The following is a 16685-nucleotide window of genomic DNA, read 5'->3' as shown; positions in this document are numbered from 1 at the left end:
GAGCGAATTTTTACAATGTTGCGTCGTTTTTTTTCTTACTATAGACCCTATAAGGGATTGTTTATTCTTGATTTCTCCTGTGCTATTGCTGCTGCACTGCTGGAACTAGTCTTCCCGCTGGCGGTTAACCGGGTAGTGGATGATATGCTGCCAAGTGGGAATTGGAAATGGATTCTCTATTCTTGCCTCGGTTTGCTGGGGATATATATCGTCAGCGCCTTTATGCATTTTGTCGTTACTTATTGGGGGCATAAGCTGGGGATCAATATCGAGTCGGATATGAGAAAAAAGCTATTTGATCGTGTGCAGAAGCTCTCTTTCAACTTCTTCGATAATAACAAAACAGGCCATTTGGTCTCGCGGATGACAAATGATCTGATGGACATCGGTGAGATTGCCCACCATGGTCCTGAAGATTTATTCATAGCAGTGATGACGCTGCTTGGTGTATTCGGTATCATGCTTAGCATCAATTGGCAATTAGCTATTCTAACCTTTGTAATTGTCCCGCTGATGATTTATTTATCCATGTACTTCAGTCGCAAAATGTCCAAAGCGTTCCACATCATGTTCGCGGACATTGCTGACTATAACGCACGCGTAGAAAACAATGTAAGTGGGATCCGTGTTGTGCAAGCTTTTGCTAATGAGAATCATGAAATTTCCCGTTTTGCAGTTAATAACGAACGCTTCCGTATTACGAAGCTTATGACCTATCGAATTATGGCTTGGAATTCATCCTTTAGCTTTGTGCTTATGAAACTGGTCTCATTATTCGTACTCGTGTGCGGAACCTATTTTGTAATCCAGAAGCAAATGACTTACGGTGAATTTATTGCTTTTGTGATGTTGTCTAATGTCTTCTTAGGACCTTTGCAACAGATTAACTCGGTCATTGAGACCTATCCTAAAGGGATCGCTGGTTTCAAACGTTATCTTGAACTGCTGGAGACGGAGCCAGATGTTGATGACGCAAAAGACGCTAAGCCAGTGTCTCATCTGTCAGGGAATATAACCTTCCAGGATGTAGCTTTTGCTTATAGTGATAAAGAAAAGGTGCTAACCAATGTGAACTTATCGATTTCGGCAGGAGAGACGGTTGCACTTGTGGGTCCATCCGGTGCTGGTAAGACAACACTTTGCAGCTTGCTGCCACGCTTTTACGATGTAAGCGAAGGCAACATCTCTATTGATGGAATAGATATTCGCTCCATGACGTTAGAATCACTTCGTTCCCATATCGGGATTGTACAACAAGATGTATTTCTGTTTGACGGAACCATCCGTGAGAACATTGCTTACGGCAGATTGGGAGCTTCCGATGAAGAAATCTGGGAGGCTGCGGGACGCGCTCAGCTGGAAGAACTGATCAAATCTCAGCCTGCTGGGCTGGATACAATGATCGGTGAGAGAGGCGTCAAGCTTTCTGGCGGCCAGAAGCAGAGGTTGTCCATCGCCCGGATGTTCTTGAAGAATCCGACGATTCTCATTTTGGACGAAGCAACCTCTGCATTGGATACTGAAACGGAGTCCGCTATACAAGAGGCTCTCGCCGAGTTGTCTGAAGGACGCACAACACTTGTTATTGCTCATCGCCTTGCAACGATCAGAAATGCGGACCGTATTGTTGTCGTTGCGGAAGGCGGCATCGCAGAACAAGGTAAGCATGAGGAACTGCTGCAGACTGCCGGAATTTACAGCCGATTGCATGAAGCGCAGTTTGGAGCTTAAGTAGCTGAAGGGATCACTAGAATATAATTTTGGAGGGACACGATGAATAAGCAACTGGAATTATACGATGTAACCATTATTGGTGGCGGACCTGCTGGGATGTATACAGCTTTTTATAGTGGAATGAGAGACTTGAAGACAAAGTTAATTGAAGCGAAGGATGAGCTCGGAGGAAGAATGCTTATTTATCCCGAAAAAATGATCTGGGATGTAGGAGGCGTAACCCCAACTCTTTGCCATCAACTGATCGGTCAGCTCAAGGAGCAAGCTCAAACCTTCGATCCGACTATTGTGCTGGGTCAGCAAATTATGAATCAAGAGAGACAAGAAGATGGGACGTACATCTTGACCTCTTCTACTGGGGAACAACATTGGACCCGCACAGTCATTTTGGCAATTGGTTACGGAATTCTACAGATGGCAAAGCTTGAAATTGAAGGTGCAGATCGTTATGAGGTGACGAATCTTCATTATACCGTTCAAGAGCTGGAGCCGTTCCGCGGTAAAAGAGTGCTAATCTCCGGTGGAGGCAACTCCGCAGTAGATTGGGCGAATGAATTGGAGCCCATCGCTGCAAGTGTGACGATTGCGCATCGCCGCGAACAGTTTGGCGGACATGAGAAAAACATTGTGCGGATGAAGGAATCCTCAGTCAATGTCCGTGCGCCATATGCAGTAAGCCAATTACACAGCAGTAATGGTGAAACGATAGATCAGGTTACGATCAGCCATATAGAGACAGGTGAAACAGAGCAGTTTGAAGTGGATGCTGTCATTGTGAATCATGGTCTGAAGAGCGATTTTGGTCCGTTAAAAGAATGGGGCCTTGATATGGGCGAGTGGTGTGCGAATGTAACTGATAAGCTGGAGACCAATCTTCCGGGTATATTCGCAGCAGGTGACTTTGTGGATTATGCGAGCAAGGTTCGTTTGATCGCAGGCGCTTTCACTGATGCGGCTCTGGCGCTTAATAGCGCAAAGCTGTACATTGACCCGACCGCGGCCAAAGTCGCTTACGTATCTTCTCACAATGAACGGTTCAAAGAGAAGAATAAAGCGCTTGGAGTCGTTGACGACCACTAAGGATAGAGGCTTCTCAAACCATAAAATCTGAAGTTTTATATAAAGCGTATAGGGGATCTTATCCATTTCGAGCGGAGAGAACCCTTATACGCTTGCTTTCTATTTTATGGGTTATTAAGTCTAGCAGTCTGGAAGGGAGCAGGAATGAAGCTATCAAATAATAACCCGGTTCATAGAATTTATCTGTTAAAAGAGGCAGGGAAACGCCAATGCGGCGGCGGTCACATCAATAAACCCCAGATTGCCCAGTCCCCACTCTTCCTGACACCAATAGAAGCTATCGTTCAAATAACCATAGAAGGAGAGACAGTAGCTCTGAAAAATGGTGAAATTCTTTTTCTAAGCGCAGGTGCGACTTATCAAATTAATGCTCCATTAGAGACTGTTATCTCTGTTCTAGCAATTTCCTATGAGGTATATGGGCTAAGCAATAGCACGGAGCAAGAATTGGTCTATGGACTTTGCCGTGAAATTTTTCCGGTCAATGGGATTTTACCTATACGTACGACGAATAAAATAACCCGCTTATTCAGCGAATTGGAAGATGTTGCTGCCAATAATTTAGAAGCACAGGCAGATAGAATTCAATCCTTGCTGTATCAGCTACATCAACTGGTCGTAGAGGCTGACGCTGAAGCAGACATTACGGATAGTTCATATTTCAGAATGCTCTCTTATATCCACCAGAATTTCCAAAGGGAGATTACGCGGGAGATGATGTCTCGAATGATGGGCTTCAATCCTCGTTATTTCTCAGTATGGTTCGCAAGCAGACGGGTTGGAGCTTCACCGAATATGTAACTCATTTAAGAGTAAATAAAGCGAAAAAACACTTGATGTCCAGCAAAGCAACAATACAGGAAATTTCGCAAAAAGTAGGCTATACAGATGGACTATATCTGAGCCGCAAATTCAAGCAAGTCACCGGGATGACCCCAACAGAATTCCGTTTACGTCCCAAACCGAAGCGGATAGTAGCGTTACAATTTTTAGGGGATTTACTTGCGCTGGGAGTGAAGCCTGTCGCGGTTGAAGAAGATGTGATGAACTACTCCTTGCTTTTGCTGCCGGAACTGGCGGGTGTGCGATCATTTGAGTTGCAGGGATGTCCGGCGGAAGCGGACTGGTCTGGGCTAGATGCCGATCTAGTTATTGCACCGACCTATCTGAGCCCTCGTCAGCTTAAATGCATGGAAAAGTTGGGTCCACTAGTTACTGTGGAGTGTGATAAAATGGACCGCCTGGAACAGATTCGTTTATTCGGCAGACTGCTGGGAGAAGAGGAGCGGGCAGAGGCATGGATAAGGCACTATCATTTGAAAATAGATTTGGCCAAGCAGCGCTTGTCCTCATTAATTGAATCTGGTGAAACGGTAGCGGTGTATGAGATTAGGCAAGATAACAGTATTTATATCTGGAATTATACAGCCCGAGGGGTGTACAATCTGTATCCAATGCTGGGGGTAACTCCACCGGACAAGGTAAGGTCAGATGTTCTGGAGCGGAATGATCATTTATGCATCTCACTGTCGGAATTGCCAATATACGCGGCTGACCATATGTTTGTGGTTGTATCAGGACAAGAGGACTGGATGTCGAGAACACGTAAACGCATTAGTAAAAGCGCGGTTTGGCGCAATCTTCCAGCATTCAGGAATGAATGCATATATTACCTGAAGCTTGAGGAATTTTGGGGCAGCGAAGGGCTTGCGCTCGAACGCCAGCTGGAAATACAGACAGATTTGTTAACCGGCCATAAATTAAGCTGACAATCGTCCATAGCTAAATTGATGTATTAGCGTGTATATATGTTTTTCCGCGGAGACGGTATATTAAACAAAGATCTTAATGATATTGATTATCAATATCATAATAATATAAAGTCTCAAGGGGGATTTACATTGTACAGAATTATATCGTTAGGAAAAACAAGCATGATAGCTGTTATGCTTACGCTGGTGCTGCTGTTGAGCGCATGCGGACAAGCTGCTAATCAGGGGAATGCTCCAGCTAGCACGTCGGCTACTAATAATGATTCTGTAGTTGCCAGCACGGAGCCGGCTGCTGATGCAGAGTATTGGACGTACGAAAGCGACAAAGGCCCGGTGCAGATCCCACGCAATCCACAAAGAGTTGTGATTCCGGTACAAGACTTTATTGGTGATCTTCTGACGCTTGGCGTGACGCCCATTGCCGTTGCCGGGAATGACATCTTGAACCATCCATATTTCAAAGAGGCGCTGACAGGTGTAGAAGTAGTAGGCGATGACATGACGGTGTCCCTGGAGAAAATAACGAGCCTCGAACCGGACTTGATTATCACTTATCAGGAAGATACCTATGAGCAAATCTCTAAGATTGCTCCGACTGTCTTTATTCCTTGGGGCAAATACGACTATAAGGAACGATTGATCGAGATCGGGAAAATCTTGAACAAGGAGCAGCAGGCTGTAAAGTGGGTGGCGGATTTCAATCAGAAGCTGGAAGCGAAAAAAGCGGAATTGGCTGATCTGATCGCAGCTGACAAAAAGGTGGCGATCTTTGAAATTGCCGGTAAAGAGCTGTATTTATACGGTTCGTCATATGGGCGCGGTGGAGAGATTATATATAACGGATTGGGGCTGCATGCACCTGATCTTGTCCAAGAGGCAGCCTTTAAAGAAGGCTGGGCTTCCCTCTCACTTGAAGCGTTGCCCGAGTACTTAGGTGAAGCTGATTATATCTTCCAAGGCTTCAGCCGTGGTGTGGAGCAGGATAAGCTGGACATTCTGGACAGTGTCTTCTGGCAGAACCTACCTGCTGTCAAGTCGGGTCATGTATTCACCTACGATCTAAAAACTTATTATCTATCCGATGCTTATGCGCTGGACAAGCAGCTGGATGAGATAGTTACGTTGCTGAAGTCTCTTCAATAAGTTAATTTCAAAAGAGTAAAAGGGGATGTTCGCTGAGCTATAGTAGCTCAAGGACATCCCTTTTGCGTATTTATATTCCAAGTTAAGGGAGGTTATAGATTCCATTTGTTGCATAAAAAAGCGGTGTAGAACAAATAGTATGAGCAGGAGGTGTTAATGATGGACCCCTTTAACTCTACTATTTTGGACGATAATCTTAAAGAGCTTCAAGAAAGGCTTGGCCATAGCCCTGATATTGTTATTCGTAGAATTAAATCCACTACCACACAGGTTGAGGTAGCTGCTGTATATATTGAGGGATTAATAGAAAAATTAATGGTCAACGAGTTTGTGGAGCATGCGATGTCGTTCGATAAGCTAAGTGAAGAAAACCCGGTGGTAACATCCGCTGAAGATATCTTTTTGTATATGAAAGAAGTGGCGAGAGGGATCGGAGAAGAACAGACACTTGAAGATTGGGATGTGCTTTTTGAGGCTTTATTCTCTGGTGATACCATTCTTTGGGTCAACGGGATAAGGGCAGCTATCAGAGGGAATACAAGCGGCGGTGAGGTTAGAGCGGTATCGGACGCTACAACTCAAGTAGCCATTCGTGGCTCCAAGGAAGGCTTCACAGAATCTATTGGGACGAATATCTCTCTGGTGCGCAGGAAAATAAAAAGCCCTAATCTCTGGGTGGAGTCGATGAAGATAGGTGACGTCACGCAAACGAATGTATCTATTATGTATATTCATGGAATCGTCAATGATAATACCTTAAAGGAGCTCAGAACTAAGCTGCAAAGCATTGATATAGACGGGATTCTGGAATCTGGATACATTGAGCAATTTTTAGAAGATACTCCCTTTTCTCCATTCCCAACATTATATAATACGGAACGTCCTGACAGTGTTGCAGGAAATCTTTTAGAAGGTCGAGTTGCTATTTTTGTGGACGGGACCCCGTTTGTGCTGATTGCACCTACAACCTTTTTTATGTTTTTACATGCCGTAGAAGATTATTACCAGCGTTATGATATTACGACTTTGATCCGATTATTGAGATTTATTTGCCTTGTTATTTCGTTATTTGGCCCAGCGTTATTTATTGCAATTCTAAACTTTCATCAAGAAATGATCCCAACGGCCTTACTTATTAATTTTGCTTCACAAAGGGAGGGGGTTCCATTTCCGGCTTTTATTGAGGCTATGCTGATGGAATTTACCTTTGAGATTATACGTGAAGCAGGAATTCGTATGCCATCCCCTATAGGCCAAACTGTGTCGATCATTGGGGGCTTAGTGTTAGGACAGGCAGCCGTACAAGCCGGTATTGTCTCTCCTGCAATGGTTATTGTAGTTTCACTTACAGGAATATCCAGCTTTGCTACTCCCGCTTTTAATATGGCTCTTTCCATACGTATCTTGCGTTTCATCATTATGTTTATCGCAGCCTTTATGGGGCTTTATGGAATAACGATCTTTACTTTTATTTTGGTTGCTCATATGTGTAGCTTGAAATCGTTGGGTTTTCCGTATATGTCTCCATTTGGTCCTTTTATCGCTGAGAATCAGAAGGACTCGATCTTGCGTGTGCCCTTGAAATATATGAAAACTCGGCCGCGTCTTGTTAGCCAAAAAAATAATACTCGACTTAAGGTGAATGATGGGAAGCCGGGGAGTGGCAAATGAAGGTCGGATGGATGATGCGTTCATTTATTTGTATATGCTGCTTAATGTTGCTGACAAGCTGCTGGAACAGTCGGGAATTAAACAATTTAGGCATTGTGACTGGTATAGGTGTGGATAAGGTGCCGAATAAAGAGGAATATCATGTTACTTTTCAGATTGTGAATCCATCCTCAACAGCCACAAGTGCAGGAGCTAGCACCGGACAACCCACGGTCACTATTTATTCTTCTACGGACCGTACGATCTTTGGCGCTTTTCGCAAGACTTCAAAAAAGGCGGCAAGACAGATGTTTTTTGCACACACGCAGCTATTAGTTTTAGGCGAATCTACAGTGAAGAGCGGTATTGATGGGATTTTTGACATCTTTGAAAGGTCCCATGAGCTGCGGCTCAACACGAATGTTATTGTAGCCAGAGATACGGAAGCATCCTCTATTCTGAAACTATTGCTTCCCGTAGAAAGCCTGCCTGCAATTGGGATTATTAAAAAGAGTAAAAATACCGCTAGAATATATGGAGAAAGCCGGGATATCAATGTTTTTGAGCTAATTAATGGTCTCAGTGGAGAAGGGTCAGTGGTGATATCCGGAGCCAGAATTCTTGGAGACGCTGAAGAAGGAACTAAAAAATCCGGGATGGAGCAAACTAAAGTAAAAGCACTTGTCACAATGAGCGGGCTTAGCGTATTGAAAAAAGGGGTTTTTCAGGGGTGGCTGGATGGCCCTCTTGCTCGGGGGGCACTATGGGTACAGAACGAGATTAATGAAACCAGTATTAATGTAGATTCAAATGAGGTTAAAGATTCGATAGCCGTTAACATTAATTATTCAAAAACAAAAATTAAGATTGAACTCCGCAATAAAGTACCCGTCATTCATGTAAATGTTGTGGAAGAGGGGACGCTTAGTGAGGCACAGAGTTATATTGAGCTAAGTGATAGAGAGGTAATCGTTCAGTTGGAACAACAAGTGGCTCTTAAAACTAAACAGGAAATAACCCAAGCCTTACAGGCTGCTCAAACTATGAAATGCGATATTTTCAATTTCGGGAATGAACTGAAGCGCACAAATCCAAAAGCATGGGAGACTGTTAAGGACGATTGGGAGTCAGTGTTCGCGGAAGCGGAAGTGGATGTTTCTGTAGAAGCCTATATTCGCAGTGTTGGAATGAGATTAGAGCCGAAATTGTTAAAGGAAAAATGAAAGTGTTCAGTGAGAAAGGTGGGAGAAGGCCACTTTATGAAAAAAGAAACCATCAGCGCGAGTCAATTATTTGCTTTGATTTTTTTGTTTGAATTGGGAACGGCCCTTGTGGTACCGATTGGACTTGAAAGTGGCCATGCTGTCTGGATTGCTATTCTGTTAGCTTTGCCCGGTGGACTTCTTTTGTATTTGATTTATGTTTATTTATACCGGCAATATCCGGGCATGATTATTAGCGGTTATACAAGAAAGATACTGGGCAATGTTATAGGCTGGCCGTTAAGCTTAACATATATTCCAATCCTTCTCTTCAATGGCTCCCGAAATCTGCATGAATCAGGTGAGTTGTTAATAGCTGCTTCTTACGACAGAACACCCGTGTTCATCATTTATGCAATGATGGTTGTTGCGGTAATTTACATCTTAAATAAGGGGATTGAGGTGTTTGCGCGGGCGGCTGAGATTTATATGCTGATTATAATATTGTTGGGCTTGACCAGTTGCTTTTTGGTTATTGCCGCCGGACTTGTAAAACTAGATAACTTGTTTCCGTTACAGGCCTCGGATTGGAAGAATGCATTGAAATCAGCCTATCTAAATATATGGCTATTTCCGTTCGGGGAGATGGTATGTTTCACTACGATTTTACCTCATATCAAAAAAACCAAGGTAGCAAAAAGAACCGGAATCATCGCAATTACTTTATGCGGATTATTACTCAGTTTTACCCATGCCATCGAAATATCCGTTCTAGGAACAGAAATCTACAGTAGAGCCAATTTTCCGATGTTCACTACGATAACGTTAGTAAACCTGGCCAATTTCATTCAACGTTTGGACGCGCTTGTGCTCTTAACCTTAATCATTGGAGTCTTTTTTAAAATGTCAGTATATTGCTACGCTGCAATGGTAGTCACCGCGGATCTATTCAAGGTGCAAGACAGCAGAAAGCTCGCCGTTCCCGTTGGTATTGTTGTTTTGTTCGGGGCTTTTATTAGTTCAGCGAATTATCCGATACATATGGACGAAGGAAGGATATTTCTGAAATATATTTTGCCGTATTTCTGTGCCGCTGTACCTATTCTCTTGTGCATCGTTCATTACATCCGCAGAAAATTAGGGAGCATAGGTTAGTTTATTTTATTTGATGGATTTATTGCTTCTATTTCGGATAGAGGATGTAATTGTAATAACAAAAGGTAAGGAGATAAAAACGAGCATAGTTATTGATTCCTGTATGCTTGTAGCTGCAAAGGAGTCATAGATCGTCCGCATTGAAGCGGTGAGGTTTTCTCCTGATAAAAGGTCGATGATTACTGCCATCAGCAACCCCATAAAAGCAAGCATGAAATATAGTAATAGTAATTTCATATTGATCAACTCCATTTGCTAGATTAACCTTAGGCTAAATGTATTATTACCTCTTGAGTGTGTTTGTAGTCAAAAGAAATAACAAATCCCCTACTGCTCCAACGTTGTTGGAAGCAGTAGGGGATTCTAATTTAAGCGCATTTTATTGTATAAGCCAAGCAGCCAGTTCTTCGGTCTGGGATAACACGGCAATTGGATCATAGTACCAAGACCGTTCTTCTTTCCATACATAGAGATGGCCATTTTTTACAGCGGGTAGGCTACTCCAGATTGGATCAGCTTTGTAATCAGCTTCTGTACGGTTATTGGAAGTTAAGATAATATAATCTCCTGCGTATTTAGCGAGTGCCTCTGTAGAGATTTCCGCCCATTGCTTCTCCATAATTTCTGCGGCCACAGCTGTAGGGGGCTTACGACCCAGCGCCTGATAGACAGGCTGTCCGCCTCGGCCAAAGTTATCGCCATAGGCCCAAATGGATTTTCCGCCGTCTTCCATGATGGAAAATGTTGCATCTGCAGGGATTACTTTGTCTACTTTGGCTTTAGCTTCAGCTATCCGTTTGTCGTAATCTGCAAGCCAGCTTTTGGCTGCCTCTTCCTTACCAAGGAGTTCTCCGAAATAGGTTAATTCGGCATGAGCATCTTTCAGATCACCATATGGCACAACGATGGTTGGAGCAATTTTGCTTAGTGCTTCATAGCTTTCAGCTTGTCCAGAAATAATCAAATCAGGATTAAGTGCGATGATTTTTTCAGGTGACATTTTGCCGTAAGTTCCAGTGTCTGCAACTCCAGTAAGTGCCTCCTTAAAATACATATTCTCCAGTGTTAATCCGGGAGCACCAACAGGAATGGTATCTAGCGCAATCAGACTGCCCAGATATTCCTCAGCGACAATCCTTTTAGGTTGAACAGGGATTTCAATATCACCATTTATAGTAGTGACCTTTTTAAGAGCAGCTGTTTCCGTAGTTTCTGTTGGTTGACTAGTTTCGGTAGGTACTGCAGTTGCCGATGATGTGTTGCTGGTGTTACTGCCTGTATTCCCCACAGAATTATTGGAATTCCCGCAAGCTGATATGACTAGAATTAATGCCAGCATGAAGGGAAAAAGAAGCCAATGGGTTTGTTTGGAGCTATTTTTTCCTGGATTATGCAATTTGTTGTTCCCCCTATGTATATTGATTATCATTCTCAATAAGAACTTTACAAGCTTCACCGGGTATTTACTATGGACGGATATGATCTCAGCTTATGCAAATTTATGATGTCATTACCCGTAGCAATTCTTGAAGCTGTGCCTGTGAGGACAGTGGGTCAAATCCGTAGAACATATCAGCCTGGTTCAGAATATATACCCGTCCGTTTCGGACTGCATCTAATTGCTTCCAAGCTTTAGAATGTAGTAGGCGAGTAAAACGTTGTCTTCCCTCAGATGATGAAGGGATGCTAGTGATAATAATATGGTCAGCAGGAAACGATACGATATCCTCAATAGATGCCTCTAAGTACCCGGAATCTGTGATCCCTTTTTCAATAATTACGGAGGGGGGCTTGAAGCCAAGATCACCGTATAGAATTTGGCAACCTCTGCCGAAGCTGCTACTGAAACAGTAGGCGGATCGGGAGCTAACCTCCCACACGATAGCCGTACCTCTCTCCATTCCTATAGCATGGTTTAATAACCCGTTGGCGGTAAGACAAAGTCTGTCATAATGACTTAGCCACTGTTCAGCACGCTGTCGTCGATTCACAACCTCGGCAATCAGAGCAAATTGCTCTCGCCAACTCATTTGCATAAAGGGCAGCTCGATAACCGGAGCAACAGGAGTCAGAATCTTATTGTCGGGTAGACTGTAGCCGATAATGACATCTGGTTTTACCGCAGCTACTGAGTCATAGAGTAATGAAAATTTACCTTCGCTCATTTGAAGCTGTTTGGAAGCGGGAACTTGTTCCAAGCTATGTTGCCATTCGGAATAAACCCCGAGTTGAGGCATGATTTCCAGTACTCGCAGGCTAGCGGTGTGATTATAGTTCAGGGCAACGACCCGTTTATTCTTATTCTGGTAGGCTGTAGGTGAAACGCCAACAAGCTGCTTGAATTTTCGGCTCAAATAAGTTCCCTCTTCGTAACCAACCTCATGTGCCAATGTTGTCAGATTGGGAGAACTGGTGAGGATTCGTTGCTGGGCTTTACGGATTCTTAGTAGTGTAATATAAGCACTGAAGGATAGACCTATTGATTTGCGAAAGGTTCGCGAAAAGTGCTCGGGGCTCACTTCAGCTAAAGCAGCCATTTGATCCCGCGTGATATCTTCATTGTAATGAGCTTCTATATACTCAGTCACCCGTTCCATCCAACTGCTTGATCTTTCTTTATGGGATGTCAGTTCACCATGAAGCTCCACGATGAACTGGGTGAATAGCTGCTGGACCCTAAACGGCTTTTGTTTATCAGCGTCTATCCAGGCACTGTAAAGCTCACCTGCCAAGGCTATCAAACGAGTGGAGGCATGGTGGACAGGGGAGTTGTCATTTATAAAAATGTCCTCATTTTTACTCTGGGGTATACAGGAATACTCAATCCATATCCCCTTTAACTGTAATTCAGGTTCCATCTTCAATAAAGAAGAACTACTAAGGGCTATTAAGCTTCCGGCCATGACCTTGTGTATCTTACCGTCTATTTCAAGAAAACCTTTCCCATCCCAGATCATCATAAGGCTGGAATTAGTAGAAGAAATGTTTGAGGCTGAGTAGTTGGTTATTCCCGATAAGCTGATGACCCGAAGGGGCATATAAAAAGGATGGGATGGATAAGGCATCCCGTCAGATTGGATCTGCATGTAGTAATCCCCTTCTTTTCATTGATAATCATTCTCATTTATAGTATAACAGTCTTTCTTACTATTGACTATAATGATGCTTATGATAGTGTTTAAAATAATCCACGAACGGAATAGGGTTAGCTGATAAGAAGGGGTTGAAGTCATCCATGACGACCTGGAATTTACAAGGAACTGTAAGTCACTTATTAATATGTAACGGTAGCAGCTGCAAGAAACACAAAGGTGAAGAGGTAGCTGAAGCGATAGAAGACGAGATTGAGAAGCAGGGCGCACAAAGTCTTATACATACGACTGTGACCCGTTGTAATGGAAGATGTTCAGATGCTTGTGTGGTGATCGCTTATCCCGAAGGTGTGTGGTACAAAGAGATTACACCTAAGCTGGCGAAATCATTAGTGCGGAAACATTTGCAGGGGGAGAAGCTTGAAGATCACTTGTTATACACCTATGATGGACAATTGATTGCTTCAAATGAAAAGGGCGCTAAAGGGAAAAAGAAAAAATAGCAAGGCTTGTAAGTACCTTTTAGCTGCGGTTCTAACCCTGTACAGAGGAATATCTCGTGCAGGGTTATTTATTTATAAACAGGGGAGGATTATGATTGAATCGGATCATGACCAGACTCGTAATAGGACTGTGTGCTTAATTAAGGACATCAAATTTGACTTGCAGGGCTAACGTTGACTATGCTATTAAAAAGTGAATGAAATAACACAGTATATATGATGGTTTATAGGGGAGAGGGTACGATGGAGAGGCTGCAGGTGTGGCCAGAGAAGTTCAAAAAATTTTTTCTGAATAATAAATTTGTAGTAGTGCTGCTCATTATGCTGCTGGTTGGAATTAATATTCTGGTATTCTCCAAAATACCGTTTATTTTTAAGCCGATATCAGTATTGCTGCACACCGTGGCCGCACCATTATTACTGGCAGGTATAGCTTATTATTTGCTGAATCCGTTGGTAGATCGGATGGAGAAAAGATCCCGAATAAAACGTGTATATGCAATAATCATCCTATATTTGTTGATTGCTGGTCTCATCACGCTGGTTTTGTTTATGGTCATTCCAATTATACGGACTCAGCTATCAGGTTTGATCGACAATTTTCCAAGGTATAGTGAATTAATTCAAGAACGGTTTATGGATCTGACCGGAACGGAGTTCTTTGGGCAAGTTCAAGATAGTATCGGAACGAACCTTAGTGAGATAACATCTAAGATTACGGCGTGGGGCAGTTCTTTTCTGAATAATGCCTTGACGGGTGTTGGCAGCTTTGTAGGAGCCCTTACAGAGATTGTCTTGGCGGTTGTAACGACGCCATTTATTTTGTTCTACTTGCTTCGCGATGGAAAAAAATTGCCGGATTATATTCTGAAGTTTGTACCTACTTCTCTGCAGCCGCAGACTCGTATGGTCATGTCGGAGATGAACAGTCAGGTATCCTCTTACATACGCGGGCAAATTATTGTCAGCTGCTGTATTGGTCTGCTGCTCTATATTGGCTATTTAATCATTGGTTTGGAATACTCTCTCGTTCTGGCTATTGCTGCTGCTTGTACAGCAGTTGTTCCTTATCTGGGCCCGGCAATCGCGATTACACCTGCCCTAATTGTGGCGATGGTCACTTCTCCATTTATGTTGTTGAAGATGATTATCGTGTGGACAGCTGTTCAGCTGATTGAAGGGAAATTTATCTCACCACAGATCATGGGCAAGACGTTGAAGATTCATCCGATAACCATTATTTTTGTAATTATATTCGCAGGTAAAATGTTTGGAATTCTGGGGATTATCCTTGCAGTTCCGGGTTATGCGGTACTTAAGGTGGTATTTACACATCTTTTTGAATGGTTCCGGTTTCGATCCGGCTTATATAAACAGATTGAAGAGAATAAGGAATAATGTGGAAGGGTGAAATGTAATGGGAGCACCAATAGCAGTAACCTCTTATGGTAAGCTTCAAGGAATACAGGAGGGGGAAGTGAACATTTGGCGCGGGATCCCTTTTGCAGCTCCACCTGTTGGAGAACTTCGGTTTCGTGCACCACAGCCACCAGAAGCCTGGGATGGGATTAGAGATGCTTCTGAATTTGGTCCGGTTAGTCATCAGCCAGCGGATACGAGAGGTACTCGGTTCGGTGGCAAGACGCCGCTTCATTCCGAGGATTGTCTGTATTTAAATATTTGGGCGCCAGCAGTTCATGATGAGCCCCTGCCTGTTATGTTCTGGATTCACGGGGGGACGTTTGTGACCGGGGCTGGAAGTCAGCCGCAGTTTGACGGCACAAGCTTCGCTGAGCGCGGCAAAGTAATTTTAGTGACCATTAACTATCGGCTGGGTCCATTTGGATTCATGAATTTGTCTCCATTTGGCCATGGGCTTGCTTCTAATCAAGGATTATTGGATCAAATCGCCGCGTTGGAATGGGTAAAGCTGAATATTGCTGCTTTTGGCGGGGACCCGCAGCGGGTAACTATATTCGGAGAGTCAGCAGGGAGTATGAGTATCGCAGCTCTTTTGGCCATGCCAGCAGCGAAGGGGTTGTTCGCTGGTGCGATTATGCAAAGTGGAGCTGCTCAGACACTGCCTTCCGAGCAAGGAAAGTACATTGCAGCGGCACTGCTAGCTGAATTAGGGATTGCTCCAGATGGAGATGCCAGTCTTCTGCAAACATTTTCTTCTGAACAAATTATCGATGCAGCCGCAAGAATGACTAAAAAGTTAACGGGTGGCTCAATTGGCATGTTATTTCAGCCTGTCATTGATGGGGATACACTTCCTGTAGAACCTGCACAGGCTGTGGCAGAAGGATCGGCACATGGTATTCCGCTATTGATCGGAACCAATCGTGATGAGGGCAACTTGTTCTTCAGAGAAGAATCACCTGAGGCAGACTTTGACGAATCACTTAAGGCGCTGGAGCAGATGATGGGTACTGGGAGTCTGAAAGAGATTGCTAACCATTATTCTTCCACCTGGGAGGGACAAGCCGAAATTCTAACGGATCTTTACTTCTGGGCAGCCTCGGTGTCTCTAGCGGAAAACCAATTGAATTATGCACCTGTCTGGATGTACCGTTTTGACGGCACGATCCCAGGTCATCCTTTGTTAAATAAAGCTGTGCATAGTGCAGAAATCGTTTATGCCTTTAATAATCTATCTCATCTAACCCATCTTAGGGCAGAAATTAATCCAACAATGCAGAAGTTGGCTGAGGTTATGCATGACGCTTGGATTGCTTTCGCTCATCAAGGAAATCCGGCTACAGCTGCGAGGTTATGGCCGAAATACAATCTGGAGGAACGGGCTACCTTGATCTTTGATGAAGATACGCATGTAGCTTATGATCCTGAATCAGAGAAACGCAAAAGAATTGTCACTATGCTGGCTTAAGAAGATTGAGAGGCTGAATAAAAATGCAGGTAGAAGGCTTTAACCATGTGACCGTAAATGTCAGTAATTTAGCAAATTCCCTGAATTTCTACACAGGAATTCTGGGCCTTCAGCTAGTTCATAGAGGTAAAACTGATGCTTATCTGGAATGGGGAAGTGCCTGGATATGTCTTCTTGAAAAGTCTGATTATATGGCGATTGCAGATAAAGGGGTTGGGGTAGACCATATCGCTTTTAGTATTGCAGAGGAACATTTTGAGGAAGCCGTCCAAGGATTGCAAACCCAGAATGTGCTCATAATTAGAGGGCCAATCAAACGGGGTATAGGCTGGACGGTCAATTTTCTAGATCCAGATGGTATACAGCTAGAGCTGCATACCTCGAATCTGCGGGAACGAATGAGTGTTTGGAACACTGCTACCGAATAAAAGATGGGTGTCCTATCAGCCTAAACGGCTAATGGG

The 16685-nt window shown here is 43.6% G+C and carries 15 protein-coding genes; 12 read left to right on the top strand and 3 right to left on the bottom strand.

The annotated features are described in order from the left end of the window. Positions 1-15 precede the first annotated feature (15 nt). The 8 genes from MHH86_RS21305 (at position 16) to MHH86_RS21270 (ending at position 9736) form a co-directional block, all read left to right on the top strand. On the top strand, positions 16-1731 hold the full coding sequence (locus tag MHH86_RS21305) for an ABC transporter ATP-binding protein (protein ID WP_036676085.1): 1716 nt from the start codon (positions 16-18) through the stop codon (positions 1729-1731). 42 nt (positions 1732-1773) lie between these two features. Further along, positions 1774-2814, top strand: coding sequence for an NAD(P)/FAD-dependent oxidoreductase (locus MHH86_RS21300; RefSeq protein WP_036676089.1), 1041 nt, complete (start codon positions 1774-1776; stop codon positions 2812-2814). Positions 2815-2958: 144 nt separating this feature from the next. Next, on the top strand, positions 2959-3615 hold the full coding sequence (locus MHH86_RS21295) for a hypothetical protein (protein WP_052097205.1): 657 nt from the start codon (positions 2959-2961) through the stop codon (positions 3613-3615). Then, positions 3573-4583 (top strand): helix-turn-helix domain-containing protein, encoded by a 1011-nt coding sequence (locus MHH86_RS21290; RefSeq protein WP_076147000.1) that lies wholly within the window; start codon positions 3573-3575, stop codon positions 4581-4583. Before MHH86_RS21295 ends, MHH86_RS21290 begins: the two co-directional genes overlap by 43 nt. Before the next feature lie 132 nt (positions 4584-4715). After that, positions 4716-5729, top strand: a complete 1014-nt coding sequence (locus MHH86_RS21285; RefSeq protein WP_339809714.1) for an iron-hydroxamate ABC transporter substrate-binding protein — start codon at positions 4716-4718, stop codon at positions 5727-5729. A 156-nt stretch (positions 5730-5885) separates the two neighbouring features. Further along, entirely contained in the window at positions 5886-7400 is a 1515-nt protein-coding gene (locus MHH86_RS21280; RefSeq protein ID WP_094902289.1) for a spore germination protein, read from the top strand. Continuing rightward, the gene (locus MHH86_RS21275; RefSeq protein WP_038572463.1) at positions 7397-8602 is read left to right on the top strand and encodes a Ger(x)C family spore germination protein; all 1206 of its coding nucleotides are present in this window, start codon (positions 7397-7399) and stop codon (positions 8600-8602) included. The genes MHH86_RS21280 and MHH86_RS21275 overlap by 4 nt, the downstream gene beginning before the upstream one ends. A 36-nt stretch (positions 8603-8638) precedes the next feature. After that, positions 8639-9736, top strand: a complete 1098-nt coding sequence (locus MHH86_RS21270; RefSeq protein ID WP_038572462.1) for a GerAB/ArcD/ProY family transporter — start codon at positions 8639-8641, stop codon at positions 9734-9736. Positions 9737-9742: 6 nt separating this feature from the next. Here the strand turns inward: MHH86_RS21270 and MHH86_RS21265 are convergent, their stop codons facing one another. The 3 genes from MHH86_RS21265 to MHH86_RS21255 all read right to left on the bottom strand — a co-directional run bounded on the left by MHH86_RS21265 (position 9743) and on the right by MHH86_RS21255 (position 12822). Next, positions 9743-9973 (bottom strand): hypothetical protein, encoded by a 231-nt coding sequence (locus MHH86_RS21265; protein ID WP_036676096.1) that lies wholly within the window; start codon positions 9971-9973, stop codon positions 9743-9745. A 142-nt stretch (positions 9974-10115) separates the two neighbouring features. Beyond that, a complete protein-coding gene (locus tag MHH86_RS21260) occupies positions 10116-11132 on the bottom strand; it encodes an ABC transporter substrate-binding protein (RefSeq protein WP_341070622.1) in 1017 nt (338 codons plus the stop codon). A gap of 103 nt (positions 11133-11235) precedes the next feature. Continuing rightward, the gene (locus MHH86_RS21255) at positions 11236-12822 is read right to left on the bottom strand and encodes an AraC family transcriptional regulator (RefSeq protein ID WP_051490902.1); all 1587 of its coding nucleotides are present in this window, start codon (positions 12820-12822) and stop codon (positions 11236-11238) included. A 149-nt stretch (positions 12823-12971) separates the two neighbouring features. On the opposite strand from MHH86_RS21255, the gene MHH86_RS21250 reads away from it, so the two are divergent. The 4 genes from MHH86_RS21250 to MHH86_RS21235 all read left to right on the top strand — a co-directional run bounded on the left by MHH86_RS21250 (position 12972) and on the right by MHH86_RS21235 (position 16649). Then, a complete protein-coding gene (locus MHH86_RS21250; protein ID WP_036676102.1) occupies positions 12972-13331 on the top strand; it encodes a (2Fe-2S) ferredoxin domain-containing protein in 360 nt (119 codons plus the stop codon). A 243-nt stretch (positions 13332-13574) separates the two neighbouring features. Next, on the top strand, positions 13575-14729 hold the full coding sequence (locus MHH86_RS21245) for an AI-2E family transporter (protein ID WP_036676105.1): 1155 nt from the start codon (positions 13575-13577) through the stop codon (positions 14727-14729). A 19-nt stretch (positions 14730-14748) separates the two neighbouring features. Then, entirely contained in the window at positions 14749-16221 is a 1473-nt protein-coding gene (locus tag MHH86_RS21240; protein ID WP_036676107.1) for a carboxylesterase/lipase family protein, read from the top strand. A 23-nt stretch (positions 16222-16244) separates the two neighbouring features. Next, on the top strand, positions 16245-16649 hold the full coding sequence (locus tag MHH86_RS21235; protein WP_036676109.1) for a VOC family protein: 405 nt from the start codon (positions 16245-16247) through the stop codon (positions 16647-16649). The last annotated feature ends 36 nt before the right edge of the window (positions 16650-16685 follow it).

It is taken from the genome of Paenibacillus sp. FSL F4-0097, assembly GCF_038593125.1.
GTDB lineage: Bacteria > Bacillota > Bacilli > Paenibacillales > Paenibacillaceae > Paenibacillus_AQ > Paenibacillus_AQ odorifer.
Note: the sequence above shows the minus strand (reverse complement) of the source record. Positions and strands in the feature narration are given on the sequence as shown.